This window comes from Amycolatopsis magusensis, assembly GCF_017875555.1.
GTDB classification, from domain to species: Bacteria; Actinomycetota; Actinomycetes; order Mycobacteriales; family Pseudonocardiaceae; genus Amycolatopsis; species Amycolatopsis magusensis.
Window position 1 is genome coordinate 1,611,419 of sequence record NZ_JAGGMS010000001.1, and the last position, 21,126, is coordinate 1,632,544.

Annotated in this window: 23 protein-coding genes; 6 read left to right on the plus strand and 17 right to left on the minus strand. The window is 70.9% G+C overall.

Going from position 1 to position 21,126, the window contains the following annotated elements; all coding sequences use genetic code 11:
• Window positions 1-8: 8 nt before the first annotated feature.
• The 8 genes from JOM49_RS07660 to JOM49_RS07695 all read right to left on the minus strand — a co-directional run bounded on the left by JOM49_RS07660 (window position 9) and on the right by JOM49_RS07695 (window position 7,041).
• Entirely contained in the window at window positions 9-740 is a 732-nt protein-coding gene (locus JOM49_RS07660; protein ID WP_209663642.1) for an amino acid ABC transporter ATP-binding protein, read from the minus strand.
• Window positions 737-1,492 (minus strand): amino acid ABC transporter permease, encoded by a 756-nt coding sequence (locus tag JOM49_RS07665; RefSeq protein ID WP_209663643.1) that lies wholly within the window; start codon window positions 1,490-1,492, stop codon window positions 737-739. Before JOM49_RS07665 ends, JOM49_RS07660 begins: the two co-directional genes overlap by 4 nt.
• Complete coding sequence (locus JOM49_RS07670; RefSeq protein ID WP_209663644.1) at window positions 1,493-2,269, minus strand: ABC transporter substrate-binding protein; 777 nt, start codon at window positions 2,267-2,269, stop codon at window positions 1,493-1,495. It lies immediately after the preceding gene.
• 12 nt (window positions 2,270-2,281) lie between these two features.
• The gene (locus tag JOM49_RS07675) at window positions 2,282-3,100 is read right to left on the minus strand and encodes a substrate-binding periplasmic protein (RefSeq protein ID WP_209663645.1); all 819 of its coding nucleotides are present in this window, start codon (window positions 3,098-3,100) and stop codon (window positions 2,282-2,284) included.
• A gap of 125 nt (window positions 3,101-3,225) precedes the next feature.
• Window positions 3,226-4,656 carry an adenylosuccinate lyase gene (gene purB, locus JOM49_RS07680; protein ID WP_209663646.1) on the minus strand — a complete coding sequence of 477 codons (1,431 nt, stop codon included), beginning with the start codon at window positions 4,654-4,656 and terminating at the stop codon, window positions 3,226-3,228.
• A gap of 529 nt (window positions 4,657-5,185) precedes the next feature.
• Complete coding sequence (locus JOM49_RS07685) at window positions 5,186-5,764, minus strand: TetR/AcrR family transcriptional regulator (RefSeq protein WP_209663647.1); 579 nt, start codon at window positions 5,762-5,764, stop codon at window positions 5,186-5,188.
• A 37-nt stretch (window positions 5,765-5,801) separates the two neighbouring features.
• A complete protein-coding gene (locus JOM49_RS07690; RefSeq protein ID WP_209663648.1) occupies window positions 5,802-6,527 on the minus strand; it encodes a hypothetical protein in 726 nt (241 codons plus the stop codon).
• Complete coding sequence (locus JOM49_RS07695; protein ID WP_209663649.1) at window positions 6,520-7,041, minus strand: SigE family RNA polymerase sigma factor; 522 nt, start codon at window positions 7,039-7,041, stop codon at window positions 6,520-6,522. Before JOM49_RS07695 ends, JOM49_RS07690 begins: the two co-directional genes overlap by 8 nt.
• 148 nt (window positions 7,042-7,189) lie before the next feature.
• Between JOM49_RS07695 and JOM49_RS07700 the strand changes: the two genes are divergently transcribed.
• The 3 genes from JOM49_RS07700 (at window position 7,190) to JOM49_RS07710 (ending at window position 9,720) form a co-directional block, all read left to right on the plus strand.
• On the plus strand, window positions 7,190-8,224 hold the full coding sequence (locus JOM49_RS07700) for a threonine aldolase family protein (RefSeq protein WP_308158682.1): 1,035 nt from the start codon (window positions 7,190-7,192) through the stop codon (window positions 8,222-8,224).
• 10 nt (window positions 8,225-8,234) lie between these two features.
• Complete coding sequence (locus JOM49_RS07705; RefSeq protein WP_209663651.1) at window positions 8,235-8,846, plus strand: HAD family hydrolase; 612 nt, start codon at window positions 8,235-8,237, stop codon at window positions 8,844-8,846.
• Between the two features lie 64 nt (window positions 8,847-8,910).
• Entirely contained in the window at window positions 8,911-9,720 is an 810-nt protein-coding gene (locus JOM49_RS07710) for an SAM-dependent methyltransferase (RefSeq protein ID WP_209663652.1), read from the plus strand.
• Here the strand turns inward: JOM49_RS07710 and JOM49_RS07715 are convergent.
• The 3 genes from JOM49_RS07715 to JOM49_RS07725 all read right to left on the minus strand — a co-directional run bounded on the left by JOM49_RS07715 (window position 9,717) and on the right by JOM49_RS07725 (window position 11,542).
• On the minus strand, window positions 9,717-10,076 hold the full coding sequence (locus JOM49_RS07715) for a DoxX family protein (protein WP_209663653.1): 360 nt from the start codon (window positions 10,074-10,076) through the stop codon (window positions 9,717-9,719). The two genes, JOM49_RS07710 and JOM49_RS07715, sit on opposite strands and share 4 nt — an antisense overlap.
• Before the next feature lie 39 nt (window positions 10,077-10,115).
• The gene (locus JOM49_RS07720) at window positions 10,116-10,289 is read right to left on the minus strand and encodes a hypothetical protein (RefSeq protein WP_209663654.1); all 174 of its coding nucleotides are present in this window, start codon (window positions 10,287-10,289) and stop codon (window positions 10,116-10,118) included.
• Between the two features lie 77 nt (window positions 10,290-10,366).
• The gene (locus JOM49_RS07725; RefSeq protein WP_209663655.1) at window positions 10,367-11,542 is read right to left on the minus strand and encodes a pyridoxal phosphate-dependent aminotransferase; all 1,176 of its coding nucleotides are present in this window, start codon (window positions 11,540-11,542) and stop codon (window positions 10,367-10,369) included.
• Between the two features lie 104 nt (window positions 11,543-11,646).
• On the opposite strand from JOM49_RS07725, the gene JOM49_RS07730 reads away from it, so the two are divergent.
• The gene (locus tag JOM49_RS07730) at window positions 11,647-12,276 is read left to right on the plus strand and encodes a L,D-transpeptidase (protein ID WP_209663656.1); all 630 of its coding nucleotides are present in this window, start codon (window positions 11,647-11,649) and stop codon (window positions 12,274-12,276) included.
• 72 nt (window positions 12,277-12,348) lie between these two features.
• On the opposite strand, the gene JOM49_RS07735 is transcribed toward JOM49_RS07730, so the two are convergent.
• Together JOM49_RS07735 and JOM49_RS07740 are read right to left on the minus strand one after the other, a co-directional pair.
• On the minus strand, window positions 12,349-13,464 hold the full coding sequence (locus JOM49_RS07735) for a transglycosylase SLT domain-containing protein (protein WP_209663657.1): 1,116 nt from the start codon (window positions 13,462-13,464) through the stop codon (window positions 12,349-12,351).
• 32 nt (window positions 13,465-13,496) lie between these two features.
• Window positions 13,497-13,808 (minus strand): hypothetical protein, encoded by a 312-nt coding sequence (locus JOM49_RS07740; protein ID WP_209663658.1) that lies wholly within the window; start codon window positions 13,806-13,808, stop codon window positions 13,497-13,499.
• A 157-nt stretch (window positions 13,809-13,965) separates the two neighbouring features.
• On the opposite strand from JOM49_RS07740, the gene JOM49_RS07745 reads away from it, so the two are divergent.
• A complete protein-coding gene (locus JOM49_RS07745) occupies window positions 13,966-15,843 on the plus strand; it encodes a serine/threonine-protein kinase (protein WP_209663659.1) in 1,878 nt (625 codons plus the stop codon).
• A 9-nt stretch (window positions 15,844-15,852) separates the two neighbouring features.
• On the plus strand, window positions 15,853-17,673 hold the full coding sequence (locus tag JOM49_RS07750) for a serine/threonine-protein kinase (protein WP_209663660.1): 1,821 nt from the start codon (window positions 15,853-15,855) through the stop codon (window positions 17,671-17,673).
• Here JOM49_RS07750 and JOM49_RS07755 read toward each other — a convergent pair.
• Genes JOM49_RS07755 through JOM49_RS07770 form a run of 4 tightly spaced genes read right to left on the minus strand, consistent with a single transcriptional unit; the run spans window position 17,670 to window position 21,102 of the window.
• Window positions 17,670-18,443 carry an ESX secretion-associated protein EspG gene (locus JOM49_RS07755; RefSeq protein ID WP_209663661.1) on the minus strand — a complete coding sequence of 258 codons (774 nt, stop codon included), beginning with the start codon at window positions 18,441-18,443 and terminating at the stop codon, window positions 17,670-17,672. The genes JOM49_RS07750 and JOM49_RS07755 overlap by 4 nt on opposite strands.
• A 14-nt stretch (window positions 18,444-18,457) precedes the next feature.
• Entirely contained in the window at window positions 18,458-20,101 is a 1,644-nt protein-coding gene (locus JOM49_RS07760; RefSeq protein ID WP_209663662.1) for a hypothetical protein, read from the minus strand.
• Window positions 20,102-20,111: 10 nt separating this feature from the next.
• The gene (locus tag JOM49_RS07765) at window positions 20,112-20,702 is read right to left on the minus strand and encodes a DUF3558 domain-containing protein (protein ID WP_308158683.1); all 591 of its coding nucleotides are present in this window, start codon (window positions 20,700-20,702) and stop codon (window positions 20,112-20,114) included.
• On the minus strand, window positions 20,686-21,102 hold the full coding sequence (locus JOM49_RS07770) for a hypothetical protein (protein ID WP_209663663.1): 417 nt from the start codon (window positions 21,100-21,102) through the stop codon (window positions 20,686-20,688). Before JOM49_RS07770 ends, JOM49_RS07765 begins: the two co-directional genes overlap by 17 nt.
• Window positions 21,103-21,126 lie beyond the last annotated feature (24 nt).

Here is a 21,126-nt window from a genome sequence, read left to right on the forward strand (position 1 = left end):
CCACCAGGCTAAAGGACCTGCGAGAGGAACCGCTGCAAGCGCGGGCTCTCCGGCTCCTCGAAGACCTGCGCCGGTTCACCCAGTTCGACGATCCGGCCGTGGTCCATGAACGCCACGTGATCGGCGACCTGCCGCGCGAAGCCCATCTCGTGGGTCACCACCAGCAGGGTCAGCCCCCGCTCGGCGAGCCCGGCCATCAGCTCCAGCACGCCCTTGACCAGCTCCGGGTCCAGCGCGCTGGTGGCCTCGTCGAACAGCATCACCTCGGGGTCCATCGCCAGCGCCCTGGCGATCGCCACCCGCTGCTGCTGCCCGCCGGACAACGCCGCGGGCCGGTAGGGCGCCTTGTCGGCCAGGCCGACCTCGGCCAGCCGGTCACGCGCGACCTGCTCCGCCTCGGCCTTGTCCAGCCGCTTCACGCTGCGCAGCGGCAGGGTGATGTTGTCCAGCACGGTCCGGTGCGGGAACAGGTTGAAGTGCTGGAACACCATGCCCACGCGCCGGCGCAACTGGTCGGCGTCGGTGGCCACCACGCTCTCGCCGTCGAGCAGGATGTCGCCGGAATCCGGCTCCTGCAGCCGGTTGACCACCCGCAGCAGGGTGGACTTCCCGGAGCCGGACGGGCCGATCACGCAGGTGGTCTCGCCCTTGCCGACCCGCAGGTCGACCCCGCGCAGCACCTCGAGCGTGCCGAAGGACACGTGGATGTCGCGCAGTTCCACACTCGCCGCGCCGCTCATGGGCCGACCTTCCCGCCGGCCACCAGGTCCAGCTCGTCCTCGTCGCGCCGGTCGATCTTGCGCCCCTGGCGCAGGCGCTTGTCGATGAAGTTGACCAGGTGCGTCAGCGGCACGGTGATCACCAGGTACAGGAACCCGGCGGCGACCAGCGGCGAAAGGTTGCCGGTGTTCGCCGCGAGGTCCTGGCCGATCCGGAACAGGTCGCGCTGCGAGGACAGCAGGCCGAGGAAGTAGACCAGGCTGGAGTCCTTGATCAGCGCGATGAACTGGTTCACCAGCGCGGGCAGCACCCGCCGCACGCCCTGGGGGATGACCACCAGCAGCATCGCCTTGCCGTAGCCCATGCCGAGCGCGCGGCTGGCCTCCAACTGTCCTTTCTCGACACTCTGGATACCGGAGCGGAAGATCTCGCCGATGTAGGCGGCGGCGATCAGGCTCAGCGCCAGGATGCCCAGCGGGTACGGGTTGTTGCCGACGATGTCCCGCGCCAGCACGCCGAGCCCCTGGCCGATCAGCAGGATCGTCAGGATGGCAGGCAGGCCGCGGAAGATGTCGGTGTACACCCGGGCGGGCCAGCGCAGCCACCGCTTCGCCGACAGGCCCATCACCGCGAGCACCATGCCGAGCAGGGTGCCCAGCAGAGCCGAGGAGACGGCGAAGATGAGCGTGTTCAGCAGCCCGGTGCCCAGGAGATCGGGGAAGACCTCCCAGATGTACTCCCAGTTCAGGAAGGTGTCCAGCAGAACGTCCACTTAGGACGCCTGGAACTCGGGAGCGGCCGGGGCGGTGGGCAGGAACTGCTGGTGCAGCCGCGCCCAGGTGCCGTCGGCGATCACCTGCTTGAGCCCCTCGTTCAGCTTGCCGAGCAGCTCGGTGTTGCCCTTGCGCACGGCGAACCCGTGCGGCACGTCGGTGGTGAACGGCTTGACCACCTTGAGCTTCGCGCCTGTGTTGTTCCTGTCGTCGGTGACGTTCTTCTCCGCGATGGTCAGGTCGAGGATGTAGGCGTCGACCGAGTCGGTCTTCAGCGCGGTCAGCGCGGCGGCGTAGTCGGGGAAGCGCACCGCCTGCGCGGCGGGCACGGTCGTGGTCAGCCACTTGTCGCCGACGGTCGCCTGGATCACCGCGACCCGCTTGCCAGCCAGTGAGTTCTCGTCGGTGACCGGCGAGCCCTCCTTGGCCTGGATGCTCATCACCTCGTAGTTGTAGGGCGCGGAGAAGTCGACGTTCTTCTTGCGCTCCTCGGTCTGCGCGATCGCGGAGCTGGCGAGGTCGAACTGGCCGTTGGCGACCTGGCCGAGCAGCGAGGAGAACTCGGTCGCGGAGAACTCGAGCCGGAGGTCCTGCTTGGCCGCGATGGCCTTGAGCAGCTCGTTGTCGAACCCGGTGTAGTTGCCGTTCTCCAGGTAGATGTTCGGCGGCGCGTCACTGAGCGTGCCCACGCGCAGGGCGGCGGAACCTTCGTCGCCGCCGCTGCACGCGGTGAGCAGGAGCGCGGCGGACAGGGTGGCGAGCAGTGCCTTCTTCATCGTCATTTCCCCTCAGAGACCCGGGTTCGGCACCGGCAGGCCGGGACCACCCGGCGCCAGCTCGGCGGGCAGCGGCTCGGTCTTGAAGAACTGCCCGTGCAGGCGCTGGACCGTGCCGTCGGCGATGGCCGCGGACAGGCCCCGGTTGAGCTTGTCCAGCAGTTCCTTGTTGTCCTTGCGGACGGCGAACGCGGACGGGGTGTCCTTGGTCTCCACCGTGTAGCCGAACTCCAGCGGCACGTCCGGGTTCTGGTCGAGGTACTTCTGCCCGATGTCCTTGGGCACCACCCAGCCGTCGAGCGTGCCGTTGCGCAGCTGCGCGAAACCGGCGTTGTAGTCCGGGAAGCGCACCACCTCGGCGCCGGGGACCTTCTTGCTGGCGAAGTCGTCCTGCACGGAGGCCTGGACCACCCCGAGGCGCTTGCCAGAGAACTGCGGGATCTCCTTGAGCCCGGCGTCCTTCTTCGTCACGATCGTGGTGAAGCCGGTGCTGTAGCCGTTGGAGAAGGCGACGGTCTTCTTGCGCTCGTCGGTGGTGGAGATGGTGGAACTGCCGATGTCGAAGGTCCCGTTGTTCACGCTGGCCAGCAGGCTGGCGAACTCGGTGCCGACGAACTCCACCGAGAAGCCCTCGCGGCGGGCGATGTCGCGCAGCAGCTCGTTGTCGTAGCCGGTGAAGGTGCCGTTCTCCAGGTAGATCGACGGCGGCGCGTCGGCGAGGGTGCCGACCCGCAGGGTCTGCCCGCCGGGGTCACCGGCGGACGACCCGCAGCCGGCCAGTGCGAGCAGCGCGGTGGCGATGGCAAGGGTTCTGGACAGCGTGGATCTCATGCTTCTTTCCGGGGTTCGGGCGCGTGTCGGCGCGGCAGGTTCGCGCCAACACTAAGGATTTCGCCCGTCCCGGAAATGCCGTCCCACACCGTGGACACGCCCCGGTGCGCTTGCTCACAGGAGGTCTAGAGGATGGCCGCCGGCGCGTAGTCCGCGTGCTCGGGGAAGCGCTGCAACACGCTCTCGACGCGCTTGACCACCGCGTCGACCTGAGCCGTGGCGACCCCGGTGAACGAGATGCGGTCGGCGAGCAGTTTCTCCAGCTCACCGGCGTCCAGCGGGATCCGCTCGTCGGCGGCGAGGCGCGCGACGAGGTTGTTCTCGCCGGTGCCCTCCTCGCGCATGGCCAGCGCGACGGCGACCGCGTTCTCCTTGATCGCCTCGTGCGCGGTCTCACGGCCGACGCCCGCGCGCACCGCGGCCATCAGGACCTTGGTGGTGGCCAGGAACGGCAGGTAGCGAGCAAGCTCACGGTCGACGACGGCCGGGTAGGCGCCGAACTCGGTGAGCACCGTGAGGAAGGTCTCGAAGAGGCCGTCCAGCGCGAAGAACGCGTCGGGCAGCGCGACGCGGCGCACCACGGAATCGGAGACGTCGCCCTCGTTCCACTGGTCGCCGGAAAGCTCGCCGATCATCGAGAGATACCCGCGCAGGACGACGGCGAGTCCGTTGACCCGCTCGCAGGAGCGCGTGTTCATCTTGTGCGGCATGGCCGAGGAGCCGACCTGCCCGGCCTTGAAGCCCTCGGTGACCAGCTCGTGCCCGGCCATCAGGCGGATCGTCTTGGCCAAGCTGGACGGTGCCGCGGCGAGCTGGACCACAGTGGACAGCACGTCGAAGTCGAGCGAGCGCGGGTACACCTGGCCGACGCTGTCGAACCGGTTGGTGAACCCGAGGTGCTGAGCCACTTTGGACTCGAGGGAGTCCAAAGTAGACTTGTCGCCAAGGAGATCGAGCATGTCCTGCCCGGTGCCGACCGGACCCTTGATGCCCCGCAGCGGGTAGCGGTCGAGCAGGTTCTCGAGGCGGTCGTACGCGACGAGCAGTTCGTCGGCCGCGGTGGCGAAGCGCTTGCCCAACGTGGTCGCCTGCGCGGCGACGTTGTGGGAGCGACCGGCCATCACCAGATCGGTGTGCTCGACGGCGAGGCCCGCCAACCTGCCCAACACCGCCACGACGCGCCCGCGAACGAGCTCCAGTGACCGCTTGAGCTGGAGCTGCTCGACGTTCTCGGTGAGGTCGCGGGAGGTCATCCCCTTGTGCACGTGCTCGTGCCCGGCGAGCGCGTTGAACTCCTCGATGCGAGCCTTCACATCGTGGCGGGTGACCCTTTCCCGCTCGGCGATGGACGCGAGGTCCACCTGGTCGAGCACGCGCTCGTAGTCCTCGATCACCCCGTCGGGCACCTCGACACCCAACTCGCGCTGGGCGCGGAGCACCGCGAGCCAGAGCTCACGCTCGAGCCGGACCTTGTTCTCCGGGGACCACAACGCGACCAGCTCAGCAGACGCATAACGGGCGGCGAGCACATTGGGGATGGAGGGCTTCTCACTCACCGGCCCAGGCTATCCCCCGCCCACCCACCCTCTCGGGCCCCATGGTCCATGTCACGAATGTGGCTTTCGAGACATCCAACGTCCCGAAAGCCACTTTCGTGGCACCACCCCTCGCCCGGAGCCCACCCGCCCCTCCAAAACCAACCCCACCAGAAACAAGCCCCGGGGAGCCTCACCCGCCCCTCCCAGAAGCGACCCCGCAGAAACGAGACCCGGGAGCCCCAAGATCACCACCCCCTCCAAACGGAAGTCGGGCACCACACTCGCCCCCAAGCCCACCCAGCCCTCCCCATCCCCGGTCCCAAGCCAAAAACACGGCGAAGACCCTGATGTCAAGGCATCTCTCCCGCCTTGACATCAGGGTCTTCGCCGTAGTCACACTAAAAACCCGGGGTGGCCCACCAGCCAGAACACAAAGAACATCCCCCACCCACCACGGGGGGCGTCCCTAGGCCAGTCTACCGCCCACCACCCACGCACCCCCGTTGTCCACAGAGGTTGTCCACAGGTAGGCCCAACTGGGGACAACTCACGACAGTGCCTCCCGCAGCATGCGGCCCGCCACCGCTCTCGGGTCCGGGTCGATTTCGATCAGGGCGTTCACCACGGCGCCGTCGACCAGGGCGACCAGGCGTTCCAGTTCGGCGGCATCCACCGGCGTGCCGGAGCGGGCGAAGATTTCCAGGAGCAGGTGGTCCAGCTCCGCCGAGAGGGTGCGCATCAGGGGGCGCAGGTACTTGCGCCGTCCCGTGGCGACCAGGCGTTCGTACCGCAGCAACACGGCTTCGGCGTCGGCTTCGCGGTCGTCCCGCTCCGGGCCGAGCAGCAGTTCCAGCACCAGGTCGACCAGCGAGCGGTCCCTGGCTTCCTCCAGGCACTGCCTGCCCTGCACCAGTTCGAGCCGGGCGTGGTGCTCGACGGCCGCGGTCACCAGTTCCTCGAGCGAGTCGAAGTAGTACGTGGTCGACGCCAGTGGCAGGCCTGCGCGTTCGGCGACGGCCCGGTGCCGGATCGCGTCGAAACCGCTCTCGGCCAGCAGCTGCGAAGCCGCCTCGATGAGCGCGGCTCGGCGGCGCTCACCCTTCGGCGTGCTCGCGGCAGTGGTCATGGGCGGACATTTTGCCAGTCCGCCACGCGCCCGCCGGTCAGAACCGCTTGGCGAGCGCGTCGGCGACACCCTGCATGTCCTTGGCGAACGGGGCGTCGGTCGAACCGGGGGCCGGGATGCTCAGCACCAGCACGGTCGCGCCGGTCGGGGACTGGGCCTCCGCGCGCAGCGTGCCCTCCGGCTGGGTGGCCAGAGTCAGCGACACCCCGGCGGGCACCACCGACGCGGACACGACCCCGCCGCCGACCGGGAACGAGGCGGACCGGAAGTCCGTCGAACACACGCGACCGGGCATCGCCGTCCCGTCCTGGGCGGGGACCGGGAGCTCGCCAGCGAGGGCGGTGGCGAGCTCCCGGTCCGCCTGGTCGCACCCGAAGGTGCCTTCGGCCCGAGGGCCGGTCTCCCCGGTCGTCTCGCCCCCCTGCATGGGCGAGTCGGACGGGAAGCTTTCTGGTGCCGCGACCGGTGGACGCCCGGGCCGGTCCCCAGGTTGCCCCATGGGGCCCAACTGGGTGTTGCCGTTCACCTCTTCGGTCGAAGCAGGAGCCGCCGCGGAGGTCTCGTCCCCGCTCTCGCGGACGCCCGTGATCACCCCGGCACCCACGAGTACCACCAGGACGGCGCCGCAAACCGCCGAAACCGCGTTGCGCCTGCGCACCTTCGCCCGGTGCGACGCCCTGGTCACCCGGCCGAGGTCGAACGTCGGCTCGGGGGGCTCGCCCGGCGCGTCGCGGAACAACGTCTCGAGCTGCCGGTCATCCACGGGAGTCCACCTCCTCACCGAGTCCACCCAGTACCTTCCGCAGGTTTTCCAACCCGCGGGCGGTCTGGCTCTTCACCGTCCCTTCGGAACACCCGAGCGCCTTCGCGACGCCGCTGACGTCCAGCCCCTCGAAGTACCGGAGCACCAGCACCGCCCGCTGTCTCGACGGCACCCCGCGCAGCCCGGCCAGGAGGTCCTCCCTGGTCGCGACCTGATCGTCGAGCCGGGGACCGCCCTGACCGGCGGGTTCCGGCAGCTCTTCCACCTGCCGCTCCCGCCGCCACGGCCGCCGTGACTCGTCGATCGAGGCACGGACCAGCGTCTTGCGCAGGTAGGCGTCGGTCGCCGCGCGGTCGCGGATCTTCCGCCACCGCCGGTGCAGCGAGACGAACGCCGTCTGCGCGAGATCGTCCGCGCGATGCCAGTCGCCGCAGAGCATGTACGCGGTTCTACGCACGGAGTCCCGCTTGGCGGCGAAGTACTCCGCGAACTCCTGCTCCTCGCGCTGGTCCACGCGGTTGGCTCTCCGCTCCTCGGGTGTTCGACAGGGTAGACGGAACCGGGCCCGTCCACGGTTGCACGGGTTCGCGAACGGATCCACCGGAACCGGGATTCCACCAGAACGTTTGAAAGCGCAACGAACGATATGGTGTGATCCGGCCGTGACCTTCGCAACGAGCCCGACCATCGATCTTCGATCGGACACCGTCACCCGCCCGGATGAAACCATGCGCGCCGCGATGGCCTCCGCCGAGGTCGGGGACGCGGTGATCGACGTCGACCCCACCATGCGGCAGTTGGAGGAGCGCACCGCCGAACTGCTCGGCCTGCCCGCCGCGCTCTGGGTGCCGAGCGGGACGATGGCGAACGTCATCGCGCTGACCCTCTACCTCGGCCGCGGTGACCGCTTCCTCGCCCCGCGCGACGCCCACGTGCTGGTCCGCGAGCTGGGCACCTCGGCGTGGCTGGCCGGCGGCATGCCCGAACCGCTCGAACCCGACGCCGGTCCCGGCCGTCCGACGGCGGCCTCGCTGGCCAGGGCGATCGGCCCGCGGGACAACAGCTACCTGCTGCTGCGGACCACGCTGCTCTGCCTGGAGAACACCCACAACGCCGCGGGCGGCTTGGTGATCCCGCCGCACGAGCACGCGCAACTGGCCGCCACGGCGAAGGAAGCCGGGCTCAAGGTTCACCTGGACGGCGCACGGCTGTGGAACGCCGCCGTCGCGCTCGACCTGCCGGTGGCCGCGCTCGCGGTCGGCGCCGACACCGTGTCGGTCTGCTACAGCAAGGGTCTCGGCGCGCCGGTCGGCTCGGCGCTCGTCGGCGGCCGCGAGTTCATCGAGCAGGCCAGGCGGATGCGGCAGATGCTCGGCGGCGGGGTGCGCCAGGGTGGTGTGCTCGCCGCGGCCTGCCTGCGTGCGCTGGAGAACATGGACGACCTCGCCCAGGACCACGAGAACGCGCGGCGGCTGGCCGAGGGGCTGGCGGAGATCGGCTGGGCGGTCGGCGCGCCGCAGACGAACATCGTGCTGGCCGGGGTCCCGGACGTGCCGCTGACCATTTCCCGGCTGGAGAACGCGGGCGTGCTCGCCTCGCCGATGGCGGGCAAGGTCCGGTTCGTGACCCACCGCGACGTTTCCGCGCCGGATATCGACGAGGCGCTCCGCCGCATCAAATCCGCTGCCGGTCAGTGAAAGGAACGCGATGAACTGGGTGGTCTTCGACTTCGGCGAAGTGATCGTGCAGCGCACGGAAGCACTGCCGGAACTCGCCACGCGTTTCGGCGCTTCCCTCGGCGACTTCGAGCCGGTCTACTGGAAATACCGCGACGAGTTCGACGCGGGCGGCAGCGACCTCGAATACTGGCGCGCGATCGGCGCCGAACTCGGCAGCGAGGTGGATGACACCCGTTCGGCTGAACTCACCGCGCTGGACATCGAGGGCTGGTCGCGCACCGACCCGGAAACCCTGGCGTTGCTGGCCGAACTGGACGAGGCCGGGGTGCCGCTGGCCCTGCTGTCCAATGCCTCGTCGTCCATGGGCCGCTGGGTGGAAGCGCAGGGGTGGGCGCGGCATTTCCGGCACTTGATCTTTTCCGGTGACCTCGGCGTGCTCAAACCCGATGCGGCGATTTTCGCCGCATTGCTGGATCGGCTCGGTGCACCCGGTGAAGAATGCCTCTTCTTCGATGACCGCCAGACGAATGTCGATGGTGCGATCGCTGCCGGATTGCACGCCGAAAGGTGGATCGGCAGCGCGGGAGCGCGGTCACAGTTGGGCTGGAAGAGTGCTGCGGGGCCGCTGCCGTTCAGTTGACGAGCGGCACGACCTAGAGTGGGCACCGTCTGTTGCTTCCGTCACAGTTTCCCGAGGTGCTTGCATGACCGGTCCCGGCCCGGTGCCGATCGACTACTCGCAGCCGAGCCAGGCCCGTTTCCACGACGCGCTGCTGGGCGGTGTCGATCACTACGAGGCGGACCGGGCGATGATGCGGCGGGTGCTCGAGGTCGCCCCCGAAGCGCCCGTGGTGGTGCGGGAACTCCAGCAGTGGATGCTGCGGGCGGTGCGGTTCCTGGCCGAGCGGTGCGGGGTCGAGCAGTTCGCCGACCTCGGCGCGGGCCTGCCCACCGAACCGACCATCCACCAGGTCGTGCAGCAGTTCCACCCGCGCGCGCAGGTGGTCTACGTGGACAACGACCCGCTCGTGCTGGCGCACGGCCGCGCCCGGATGGCCAACTACGACTCCACGCACTTCCTCGGCTGCGACTTCACCGATCCCAAGGAGACGCTCGGCGAGCTCGCCGTGCACCTCGACCTGGAGCAGCCGGTCGGGCTGGTGGTCTGCGCGCTGCTGCACCACCTCGACGACCTCGGCCAGGCGAAGAAGGTGCTGCACGGGTACGTGGACGCGCTGGCGCCCGGGTCGTACGTGCTGCTCACGCACGTGCACGACGCCGGCGACGGCAGTGAGGCGGACCGCGTCACCAAGGAGGTCCTGAAGCTGTATCAGGGCACCCCGCTCAGCGCGGTGGCCCGCTGCCGGGAGCAGATCGCCTCCCTGCTCGACGGCCTGGAGATCCTCGACCCGGGCCTGGTGCACGCGCACGAATGGTGGCCGGACGGCCCGCGCATCCTGCCGGTGCACAACCTGCACCGGATGATGCTGTGCGCGGTGGCCCGCAAGCCTTAGGACAGCGCCAGCAGTACGACGTTGCCCGCCGCGAGCAGGCCCAGCACCAGCGCGGGCAGGTACCGGCCGAGCTGGTCGCGCACCCGCAGGTGGACCACGACCGCCCCGGCCATCAGCAGCACCAGGCCCGCCGACGCGGCGATGCCCAGCCACACCACCCAGAAGCCGATCAGCAGCCCGGCGACCGCGGCCAGTTCCAGCGCCCCGACCAGCCTGTCCCCGGCCGGGGTGATCCGCAGGTGCGCCGCCGTCTCCCGCATGGCAGGCGCCCCCGCCAGCTTCGACCCGCCCGCCGCGCAGAACACCGCGGCCAGCACGACGGACAGGGGCGAGAACACCAGGCCGCTCGAGGTCATCCGGTCAGTCTGCCGCGCCGGCGCCCCCGGGCGTGAGGGTCAGGGGCGCAGGCGCTTCGGGTCGTTCTTGCCCTTGATGGCGCCGTAGGCCGCGGTGCCGACGAACAGCACGCCACCGATCACCGCCAGCCAGAACAGGCCCTTGACCACGAATCCGAGCACGGTGAACGCCAGCCAGATGACGATCAGCGCCCCGACGATCTTCCAGAACATGGCATCCTCCGCGATTGCTCGACTTGCCCCCACACTCCCACGCCGGGTGCCTGATCAGCTCGTCATCCGGGCAACGTTCAGGGAAAAGCCGGGGTTCCCCCGAGCCAGCCACCCAGGCGCCGGACGGCCTCGGTGATGTCCTCGCTCGCCCCGGCGAAGCTGAAGCGGACGAACTTGCCGCCGTCCACCGGGTCGAAGTCGATGCCGGGGGTGATCGCGAGCCCGGTGTCGGCGAGCAGCCGCTGGCACCAGCTCAGGCTGTCGCCGGTGTGCGCGGAGACGTCGACGTAGGCGTAGAAGGCGCCGTCGACCGGGGCCGCGTTCTCCAGGCCGATGCCGCGGAGGCCGTCGAGCAGCAGGTCGCGGTTGGCGCGGTAGTGCGCGACGTGCCCGTCCAGCTCGGCGTAGGACTCCGGGTGGAAGGCGGCGACCGCGGCGCGCTGGGCCAGCGCGGGCGGGCAGATGGTGAAGTTGCCGGTCAGCACGTCGACCGCGCGGTGCAGCCGCTGCGGCACCAGCATCCAGCCGAGTCGCCAGCCGGTCATCGCGAAGTACTTCGAGAACGAGCCGAGCACCAGCGCCTCGCCGGAGCTCTGCCAGGCGCACGCGGCCTCGGCGTCGTAGGTGATGCCGTGGTAGATCTCGTCGCTGATCAGCTGCACGCCGTGGGAGGCGCACCAGCCGGCGATGGCGGCCAGCTCACCCGGCGGCAGCACGGTGCCCGCCGGGTTGGTCGGGCTGGCCACGATCAGGCCCTTGATCGGGCCGAGCGAGTCGAGGAGGTCCACGGTGGGCTGGAAGCGGGTGCTCGCGTCCACGCCGAACTCGACCACCTCGCAGCCGAGCGTGGTCAGCAGGTTGCGGTAGGCGGGGTAGCCGGGGCGGGCCATCGCGACCCGGTCGCCGGGGTCGAAGGCGGACAGGAACGAGAGCAGGAAGCCGCCGGAGGAGCCGGTCGTGACGATCACGTCGTCGGCGCTGACCTCGAGCGAGTACTGGCGGTCGTAGTGCTCGGCGATCGCTTCGCGCAGCTCCGGGATGCCGAGCTGGACGGTGTAGCCGAGGTTGTCGTCGTGCAGGGCTTTCTCGGCGGCCTCGCGGACCGGGCGCGGCGCGCCCGCCGTCGGCTGGCCTGCCGCGAGCGAGACCACGTCGCCGTGGGAACGGCGGCGGGCCTGGGCGGCGGAGAGCACATCCATCACGTGGAACGGGGGGACGTCGGCGCGGCGGGCCGGACCGGGGAACGTGGCCATGGGCCCGAGCGTAGGTGCGTTGCGCAAGTGTGATCTCCGCGGCCGCAACTGAACAGCGCGGATGGCGTCTAGAAGGGTGTACCGGACCTTCTGGGGGTTGGAACGTGAAAAAGCTGATCTTGGCGGCGACCGGGGTGGCCACGGCCGTGGTGCTGGGGGCGTGCTCGGCCGGGGGAGGGTCGGGGGCCCCGGCCGGGGCGGCCGCGCCCGCCGGTGAGGTCGCGCCGGTGGTGACCACGACCTCGCCGCCCCCGGTGCCGGTGGAGACGACGACCAGCGCACCCGCGCCTTCCTCCACCCCGTCCTCTTCGGAGAAGCCGACGACCACGAAGCCGAAGCCGTCGACGAAGAAGCCCGCCCCGAAGCCGAAGCCGAAGCCCGCGGCGGGGGTGCCGTGCTCGATCACCTCAGGGGCCTGCGTGGACCTGTCGGCGAAGAAGACCTGGATCCTGCGGGACGGCGCCGTGGCCTACGGGCCGGTGCCGATCACCGCGGGCAAGAAGGGCCACCCGACGCCGGTCGGCACGTTCAGCGTGTCCCACAAGGTGAAGAACTACCACAGCAGGGAGTTCGACGCGCCGATGCCGAACTCGGTGTTCTTCGTGCCGGGCATCGCCTTCCACAGCGGCAGCCTGTCGCAGCAGTCGCACGGCTGCATCCACCTGTCGCCGGGCGCTTCGGCGAAGTACTTCTCCACCCTGAAAGTAGGAGACTCCGTCCAGGTCGTGCGCTGACCCGAATGCTATGAGTGGGGCATTACTTGCAATCGATGCAAGTAATGCCCCACTCATAGCATTGGCCGCGGGTCAGTAGCCCTGGTAACCGCCGCCGCCGGCCATGGCTTTCAGGCCGGGGTGGCCTTCGAAGCCGCCGTAGCGGTCGAAGGTGTAGCGGACGCCGGCGATGATGTTGTCCACCGGGTTGTAGATGTCGTCGTGGCCGGGCAGCTTGTGCGCCTGGAACGTCGGGTCGATGCACTGCATCAGGCCCTTGGACGGGGTGCCCTTCGCCGCGTTGGAGTCCCAGTCGTTGAGGGCGTGCGGGTTGCCGCCGGACTCCTTCTCGATGATCGTCCAGATCTCGTCGATGTTCTCTTCGGTGACCGGGATGCCGTTCTCCTGCAGGATCTTGATGGCTTCCCGGATCCACTGCTCGACGTTGCCGGGCGGCGGGCCACCCGAGGGCGGGCCCCCGCTCGGGCCGAGGCCGCCGCCACCGCCGGAGGCACCACCGCCACCGCCGCTGGACGAGCCGCCACCGCTGGACGAGCCACCACCCCCGGTGGAACTGCCGCCGTTCCCCGTGGAGTTGGCGCTGCCGGGCGGGGTGACCGAGGAGAAACCGCCCTCGATCTCCTTCTTCATCAGCTCCTGCGACTTGGCGATCTTGGTGTCGGCCTCGTCGAGGAGCTTCTGGATGTCCGTTTTGGCGTTGCTCGCCGTGGTGTCGTTCGCGGCCTTGGCGGCGGCGATGATCGCGTCCGGGCTCGGGTTCGGCGCCTGCCCGTTGTTCGCCTGCTGCTGGGCCGCCGCGACCGCGTCGTCGGTGGCCTTGATCTTGTCGTCGATGGCCTTCTTCGCGTCGTCGCGGGTGGTCTCGACCTTGCGCTTGATCTCGGTGAGGTCCTTCTGCAGGCCCTCGAGCTCGGCCGCGACCTCGTCGAGCTTGTCCTTGAACTTCTTGCCCGCGTCCCCGACCTTGGCCACGTAGGCGAAGAACTCGTCGGCCGCCGGGCCGTCCCACACGCCGTGCTGGAGCCCCGCCGAGGCGCTCTTCAGCTCGGCGGCGTGGTCGTCGGCGTTCGCGCCGGCTTCCTTGAATTCGTCGGCTGCCTTCTGAATGGTGGCCGGATTGACCTTTTCGACCTCTTTGGCCTTGTTTTCGACTTCCGGCCATTCCGCCGGTAATCCGAGCACGCTCATGGTGGGGCCCCCTTACGCCAGGTGCAGTTCTGTCACGCCTGGCGTTGCTGCCGGGCAATGGCCTCGCCGGAGGCCTGGTCGTTCTCCTCGATCAAGCCCGCGGCTCGCAGCAGCGCGTCGCTGAGCGAGGTCATCAGCTTGCCGCCCGCCTCGAACTCCGAGTGCACCCCGGTCTGGAAACCGCCCAGTGCGCCCTTGACGTCCTCCGAGCCGCCCATGGCGCCGAACGGGTTGTGCTCCCCTTCGACCGGCATGACCTTGCCCTTGGACTTGTCGAACTCGTCGCGCAGCTTGGCCACCCGCCGCGCCGCGATCCCCATCGACTCCGAGTCGTACACAGGCACGTCTGGTCATCCCCTTCAGCAAGCCGCCGTCCACCCGATCAGACGGAGTGGTCACGGTGGCGGTTCCCGCGATTACTTTAGAACTTTCGCCGCGCCGCGCGCGTGCTTTCACCCACTGACGTGTTTGTAGCATCTCCCCGAGAGGTGTGGGGGTGTCGTGAAGCCGTTGAACCCGGGAGACCCGCGGCAGGTGGGGCGGTACCGGCTGCTCGCCGCGCTCGGGGAGGGCGGCATGGGCCGGGTGCTGCTCGGTGTCGCGCCGGACGGGCGGCTGGTGGCCCTCAAGCAGGTCCACCCCGGTTTCGCGCACGACCCCGGGTTCCGCGAGCGCTTCCGCCGGGAGGTCGCCACCTCGCGCATGGTCTCCGGTGCCTACACCGCGGCGGTGATGGACGCCGATCCGGACGCGCCCACCCCGTGGCTGGCGTCGGTGTTCGTGCCGGGGCCGTCGCTGACCGAGGCCGTGGCCGCCGGTGGGCCGCTGCCGCCCGGCTCACTGCGATACCTGGCCGCGGGGCTGGCGCTGGCGCTGACCGAGATCCACCGCGCCGGGCTGGTGCACCGCGACCTCAAGCCCAGCAACGTGATCCTCGCCGCGGACGGGCCGCGGGTGATCGACTTCGGCATCGCCCGCGCGGTCGAGGGCGGCTCCGAGCTCACGCACACCGGCTCGATCATCGGCTCGCCCGGCTTCATGTCGCCCGAGCAGGCCGAGGGCCGCCCGCTCACGCCGGCCAGCGACGTCTTCTCGCTCGGCGCGCTGCTCGCGATGGCGGCCACCGGCCAGAGTCCGTTCACCGGCACGTCCACCCCGCACACGCTCTACAACGTCGTGCACAACCAGCCCGACCTGCGTGCCCTGCCACCCGAGCTCCGCCGGATCGCCGAGCCGTGCCTGGCCAAGGACCCCGCGCAGCGGCCCGGCCCCGGGTGGATCCTCGAACAGCTGGGCCCGATCGCGCCGGTCGCCGGGCCGTGGCCGCCGGTCGTGCCGCACCTGATCGACCAGCAGCGCGTCGCCGTGCAGGAAGCGCTGCACCCGCCCAAGCGCCGGAAATCACGCCGTGGCCTGGTGATCGCCGGAGCCGCGGCCGGGGTGGTCGCGCTGGTCGCCGGGTCCATCCTCGTGGTCGAGCTGACCTCGGCGGACCCGCCGCCCGCCCCACCGGCCGCCGCGGCCCAGCCCGCGCCACCCACCACCAGGGCACCCGACCCCGACCCGCTCGGCGCCGACAAGCTGCGGACCGTGGACCCGTGCCAGGTGCTCGACGGCCGGTCCGTCCCCGGCGTCGGCGTGCTCGAACCCAAGATCGGCGTGCACCTGTGGACGTGCACCTACACCGGGCCCAACGGGGACTGGGTGGACCTCGGCCTCGGCGACACCCCGCCGCTGGAGGGCGTGCCGTCCGGTGAGCTGGCCGGGCTGCCGCTGACGGTCAAGGACGGCAAGTCGTGCGAGGTGGCGGTGCCGGTCCACGGCCGCGGCGACGTGGTGCTCAAGGCGTCGACCAGCGTGACCGCGAAGCTGGACCAGCCGTGCGAGGTCGCCAAGGCCATGCTCACCGAGGCCGTCCAGCGCCTGCGGACGGACCCGCCCCAGCACGAGCAGCCGCCGGGCACGATCATCCCGGTCGACGTCTGCGCGCTCGCCTCCCCGGCCGAAGCCCAGCCCGTGCTCGGGCCGGTGCTCAAGGTCGAGCCGAAGGCGCTGCACGGCTGCCGCTGGGAGGTCTCCGGCTTCCTGGACGTCGAGCTGCTCACCAACTACCCGCCTGCGCAGTCGAAGGACGGCTACTACGACGTCACCGGCACCGTGGACGTCGACGGCACGCCGGTGTACCTGACCAAGAAGTACCGGGACGGCGCCGGTGCGAGCTGCACGCTGACGTGGCTGCACCGCCCCATCGACGACCGCAGCGCCGAGGTGGTCCAGATGCACCACAGCATCACCGGGAGCCAGCTCGCGCCCGAGGAGGTCTGCGGGCCGTCCCTCAACTTCGCCAAGCTGATCCTGCCGAAGTTGCCGAAACCGTAGAGTCGCGCCGTGCAGCCGCTTTCCCCGGACGAACCCCGTCAGCTCGGTCACTACCGCCTGGTCGCCGCACTCGGCGCGGGCGGCATGGGCCGGGTGCTGCTCGGCGTCGCGCCGGACGGCAGGCTCGTCGCGGTCAAGCAGGTGCACGCCCAGTTCGCGCACGACCCCGGCTTCCGCGAGCGGTTCCGCCGTGAGGTGGCCACTTCACGGCTGGTGTCCGGCGCGTACACCGCGGCCGTGATGGACGCCGATCCGGAAGCCGAAACCCCTTGGCTCGCCTCGGTTTTCGTCACCGGGCCGTCGTTGCGGGAGGCGGTGGACGCGGCCGGGCCGCTGCCCGTGGCGGCCGTCCGGCAGTTGGCCACCGGGCTCGCCGCGGCGCTGCTGGACATCCACCGCGCCGGACTGATCCACCGGGATCTCAAGCCGAGCAACGTGTTGCTCACCGACGACGGTCCGCGCGTGATCGACTTCGGCATCGCGCGAGCCGCCGGGGACGGGCAGGAACTGACCGGCACCGGCGCGATCATCGGCTCGCCCGCGTTCATGTCACCCGAGCAGGCCGGGACCGCGCCGCTCACCCCGGCCAGCGACGTGTTCTCCCTCGGCGCGCTGCTGGTGATGGCCGCGACCGGGCGTGGCCCGTTCACCGGCACGACCACCGCGCAGACCCTCTACAACGTGGTGCACACGCAGCCGGACCTGAGCGACGTGCCGCCGGAGGTGCGCCGGATCGCCGAGCCCTGCCTGGCGAAGAACCCCGCGCACCGCCCGACTCCGGCGCAGTTGCTCGACTTCCTCGGCCACGTCGCGCCCGGCGCCGCGCCCTGGCCCGAGGCCGTGCACGCGCGGATCCGGCAGCAGGACGCCGAGGTGCGTGCCGTGCTGTCCCTGCCGTTGCCGCCGTGGCGCCCGCCCGCGAAGCCGAAGAAGTCGCGGCGCTGGATCTGGGTGACCGCCGCGTCGGTGCTCGCCGTGCTGCTGGTGGCCGGTTCGGTGACCGTCTACCGCCTGGCGAAGGACGGGAAGGACCGGCGCGACCCGCCGGCCGCGATGTCCATTGAGGACGCTCTGACGCCGGAACGGTTGCTGCGCGCGGATCCTTGCAAGGTGCTCGACAGCGAGTACACCCCGGACGAGAACAACTCCTACACCTACCGCTGCAAGTACACCGGCACCGGGGACGTGCGGTTCGACCTGCTCCTCGGCGACCCGCTGTCCGATACCGGCATCCGCACCTCGCCGACGGTCATCGACGGTCACGGCGTGCTGCTGTCGAACATCAGCGCGGGGTGCGAGGCGATGGTCCGGCTGCCGTCGCGGCCCGGGTCCAGCGTGATGATCTACAACGAGAACAGGGACGGCGACCCGTGCGCGGTCGCCGAGGAAGCGCTGCGCGAGGCACTCGAACAACTCCGCACTCCCGTGGTGGACCGGCCGGCGGTGCCGGGCAGCCTGCTCACCGTGGACCCGTGCTCGGTGGTCGACGACGCGGCCGCGCAACAACTCCTCGGCGCCGCGGTGGAACCGGCGTCGAGGTCGTTGCGCCGGTGCGAGTGGGCCGCGCGGGACACGCTCACCGTCGTCCTCGACGAGGGTTACCCGGAGACCGAGGGCGAGGAACTCGATCTCGCCGGAACACCCGCGCGACGCAAGGAAACCTCGGGCTCCGGCTCGTTGTCGTGCGCGCTGACCTGGGTGCACCGCGAGTCGGACGGCGGCGAGGGCGAGGTCGTCCGGCTGACCTACTACTCCTCGACCGGCGGCAACGCCTGCGCGAAAGCCGAGGACGCGGCCAAGAGCGTCCTCCCCAAACTGCCGAAGGTCTAGACCTCTTCGAGGAGTTCCCAGACCCGCTGCGCGAGCAGGGTGTTGTCGGCCGGGGCGACGGTGGCCCAGTCGCGGTTGTCGGTGTTGCGGGTCAGCTGGAACAGGTAGCGACCGGCGTCCGTGTCGTGGAAGGCGACCACCCGTGGCGCCCGGTGCAGTTGCCCGTCCCGGCTCTGCCGTTCCACGCCGAACTGGCCGCGGGCGACCGTGCCGATCAGCATGCCCGCCAGTTCCTGGCACTGCCACAACGGCACACCGCGGTCCTCCAACGCTGTGACCAGTGCTTTCGCGTCACCACGGGCGTCGGCGTCGGCCTCGACCAGCACCTCGTGCGGCAAGCTCACCGAGCGGCCCACCCCCGGTTGCATCTCGCCGAGCACCGAGACCGCGGCTTCGGCCAGCGCGCTGTCCCTGGTCGGGATGAGCCACACCTCGTCGCCGTCGACCACGCCGAGCAGCGCCTCGCTGCCCACGCTCACCGCGAGCCCGTGGATCTCCCGTTCCGCCCACACCCAGACGTCGATGCTGACCTTGGGGCGGGCGAGCAGGTTGAGCAGGTCGAGCACCGCGCCGTCAGCGCGGCGCCCCCTGGCCAGGCCGCGCCCGGCGAGCGTGCGCCAGGCGCGCTCGACCAGTGCGGCCCGTTCGGCGTGGGTGTGGCCCGGCGTCGGGACGTCGAGCGCGACGTGCCGGTCGGGCAGCCCCTGCGCCTCCCAGAGCATGTCGAATTCCAGCGCGGACAGCACCAGGCTGCCGTTGGGCGAACCCACGTCGTCGTTGCTCCTCAGCGCGCGTCGCCGGCGTCGTCGCGGCCGATCACGTCGGGCGCCACCATCCGCTGGTCGGTGAACAGGTCCTTGTCGTCGATGCCGAACTTGCGCACGTGCTCGGCGTCGTGCTCGCCGTCCTGCGTGGCCGCCTGCTCCAGGAAGCCGCGGCGCTTGTCGGTCTCGCCACCCTGGCCGGACCGGCGCAGCGCGCGAGCCTCCTCCTCCGGGAGGTCGCCCATCGGCACCTGGTTCACCCGCGGGAAGGCACCGGGGGAACCACCGCGGCCGACGCCACGACCCCGCCGGTCACCGTCACCGCCTGCCATCGCCCCGCCGACCGCACCGGCGCCGAGCGCCGCCGCGCCGGAGGCGAAGTCACCGACCCCGCCCGGCTTCGGCACCGCGGTGAACCCGCCGCCGACCGACTGCGGAGTGGGTGCCTGCGGGCCGGAACCGAAGACCTTGCCCTTGCCGAGCGGGCCGTCGGCCGCGCCACCGCCCGGCGCGCCACCCTTGCCGCCGACCAGGTTGTCCGCACCGGCACCACCACCGGCGAGGCCGCCGAGCTTGCCCGCGTACCCGCCGGTCGACCCCGGCGCACCAGGGGTGCCCGGTGAGACGGGCGTGCCGATGCCGCCGGGGAACGGCTTGCCGCCGCTCTGCCCACCGGGCGGGGTCTGGCCGATCCCGCCGGGCGCGTGCGGCACCCCCGGTGCTCCGGGGACGCCGGGGTGCGTGGGGCCGGGCTGGTTCGGCGAGCCGTGCTGCGGCGGGCGGCCGGGCACGACCGGGCCACCGGCCACCGGCGGGGCGGCCGCCGGTGGCGCGGCCGCGGGCGGGGTTGCCCCGCTCGGCGCGGTTGAAGAGTCCGGAATGGACACACCGGGACGGCTGCCGCCCTGTGGCTGCGCGGGGATGCCCATCGGCGGGGTGGGCGGGTCGAAGGAGCCGGCGCCGGACTTCGTGGTCGGCATCGAGCCCTTGCCACCGCTGGTGGGCGGGCAGTCGTCGATCGGCGAGCCACCGGCGTGCACGTTGGCTGCCTGGGTGCCGATGTCCAGCGGGCTGGGTCCGCCCGGCGTCCCGGCCAGGTTGAGCGCCTCGGGCGCGTTCAGCGCCTCGGTCCAGGACAGGTTGTCGCCGCTGGCCTTGGCGTAGTCGTTGAGCACGCCGACGGCCTGCTCCTTGGCTTCACGCGAGGCCTTGACCGCCTTCGCGTGGTCGGTCTCGTAGCCGATCAGGCTCATCAGCCCGTCGCCGACCGAGTACCCGCCCGAACCGGCGCGGATCGCGCTCGACTCCGGCAGCTTGTGCAGGGTGCGGGTGAACGCCTCGCCCTGGGCGAAGATCAGCTCGGCGGACTGGGTGACCTTGTCCCCGGCGTCGCTGGAGAACCCGGCCTGCTCGACCAGCACCGCGCTGGCCCGCCCGCCGGCGCCGCTGGTCCAGGCCACGCCCAGCTTCGCCAGCTCCTCGCGCAGCGTCTTGTCGGTTTCGGCCAGCTCGGTGGCCACGGCCTTCATCGCGTCGACCGCCTCGCCGATGCCGCCGACCCCGCCGCCCGAGCGGAACTTGTCGATCTCGTCCGCGATGCCGTTGGGGGTGTACCCGTCGAACCGGTGGCCGCGGATCCGCTCCACCATCGCCGCAATGTCCACGATCTCTCCCCTAACCCCTGGATCCCAAGGTCCGAACCGCCAGCGTCGCGGCGTGGGCGGACATTTCGCACAGTTGCCGCTGGTCGAACGCGCCACGGGTGACCGGGTAGAGCTGCACCCGCAGCGTCTGCCCGGCGGCCACGCCGACCAGCGTCTCGCAGTCGCTGGGTGAGCCGCCGCGGCCGTGGTGGGCCAGCGCCGGGAAGTCCCCGACCGCGATCGGCTCGGTGTTCTTGCTGCTCTTGCGCCGGTCACCGGAGCGCCAGGCCTCGACGTCGGCCTGGGTGATCGCCTCGACGTAGTAGGTGTAGTGCGGCTCGCCCTGCGCCACCGGCAGCGAGCAGGTCGGCCCTTCGCGCTGGTTGTCCGCGGGCAGCGGCTCCGGCTCCTCGGTGATCTGCAGTTCGTCCAGTTGCTGCTCGGTGAACAGCTTGCACGGGTCGACCCCGTCGAGCCGCAGTTCCGCCGGGCGCGCGGGCAGACCCGCCGCCGCGGCCACGGGCGGCGGGGGCACGGGCGCCGGTTCGGGCGCGGACCCGCAGCCCGCCACCGTCACCAATCCGGCGGCCAGGCAGACGACCGGCCTAAGCCGGGTGGACACGCCGGTCCTCGAGGGCGCCCACGGTCGCTTCCTCGTTGCCCTGGTAGGTCTGCGAGGCGGTCCGGAGCTGGTCGGCCAGCGTGCGCAGCCCGGACACGTAGGCGCGGACCTGCTTCTCGTACGAACCTTCGCCCGCGACCACGACCTCGTTCCACGCCTCCACGGCGTGCCTGCTCACGATGTCTTCCGACGGCGGATCGATCCACAGCTGCCCCAGGCGCTGGGCGAGCCGCTGCTCGAGCTGCTCGGCCTGGTCGTGGATGACCTTCGCCACCGCGTCCACCTGGCCGGGCTGGACCTGGAGGTCCTTCACCCCGGGCACCGACGGCACGGCCGCGGGCAGACCCGACGAGGACTGCTGGTAGACCGCCCCGGTCACCGACGGCTCGTTCTCTGACATCTGCGCACCCCACCTACTCCTCGC

What these genes read in the sequence shown, in the direction of transcription:
- JOM49_RS07660 (WP_209663642.1), bottom strand. Translation starts at nt 740, where the DNA reads ATGAGCGGCGCGGCGAGTGTGGAACTGCGCGACATCCACGTGTCCTTC.
- JOM49_RS07670 (WP_209663644.1), bottom strand. Translation starts at nt 2,269, where the DNA reads ATGAAGAAGGCACTGCTCGCCACCCTGTCCGCCGCGCTCCTGCTCACC.
- JOM49_RS07675 (WP_209663645.1), bottom strand. Translation starts at nt 3,100, where the DNA reads ATGAGATCCACGCTGTCCAGAACCCTTGCCATCGCCACCGCGCTGCTC.
- JOM49_RS07685 (WP_209663647.1), bottom strand. Translation starts at nt 5,764, where the DNA reads ATGACCACTGCCGCGAGCACGCCGAAGGGTGAGCGCCGCCGAGCCGCG.
- JOM49_RS07705 (WP_209663651.1), top strand. Translation starts at nt 8,235, where the DNA reads ATGAACTGGGTGGTCTTCGACTTCGGCGAAGTGATCGTGCAGCGCACG.
- JOM49_RS07710 (WP_209663652.1), top strand. Translation starts at nt 8,911, where the DNA reads ATGACCGGTCCCGGCCCGGTGCCGATCGACTACTCGCAGCCGAGCCAG.
- JOM49_RS07715 (WP_209663653.1), bottom strand. Translation starts at nt 10,076, where the DNA reads ATGACCTCGAGCGGCCTGGTGTTCTCGCCCCTGTCCGTCGTGCTGGCC.
- JOM49_RS07720 (WP_209663654.1), bottom strand. Translation starts at nt 10,289, where the DNA reads ATGTTCTGGAAGATCGTCGGGGCGCTGATCGTCATCTGGCTGGCGTTC.
- JOM49_RS07725 (WP_209663655.1), bottom strand. Translation starts at nt 11,542, where the DNA reads ATGGCCACGTTCCCCGGTCCGGCCCGCCGCGCCGACGTCCCCCCGTTC.
- JOM49_RS07735 (WP_209663657.1), bottom strand. Translation starts at nt 13,464, where the DNA reads ATGAGCGTGCTCGGATTACCGGCGGAATGGCCGGAAGTCGAAAACAAG.
- JOM49_RS07770 (WP_209663663.1), bottom strand. Translation starts at nt 21,102, where the DNA reads ATGTCAGAGAACGAGCCGTCGGTGACCGGGGCGGTCTACCAGCAGTCC.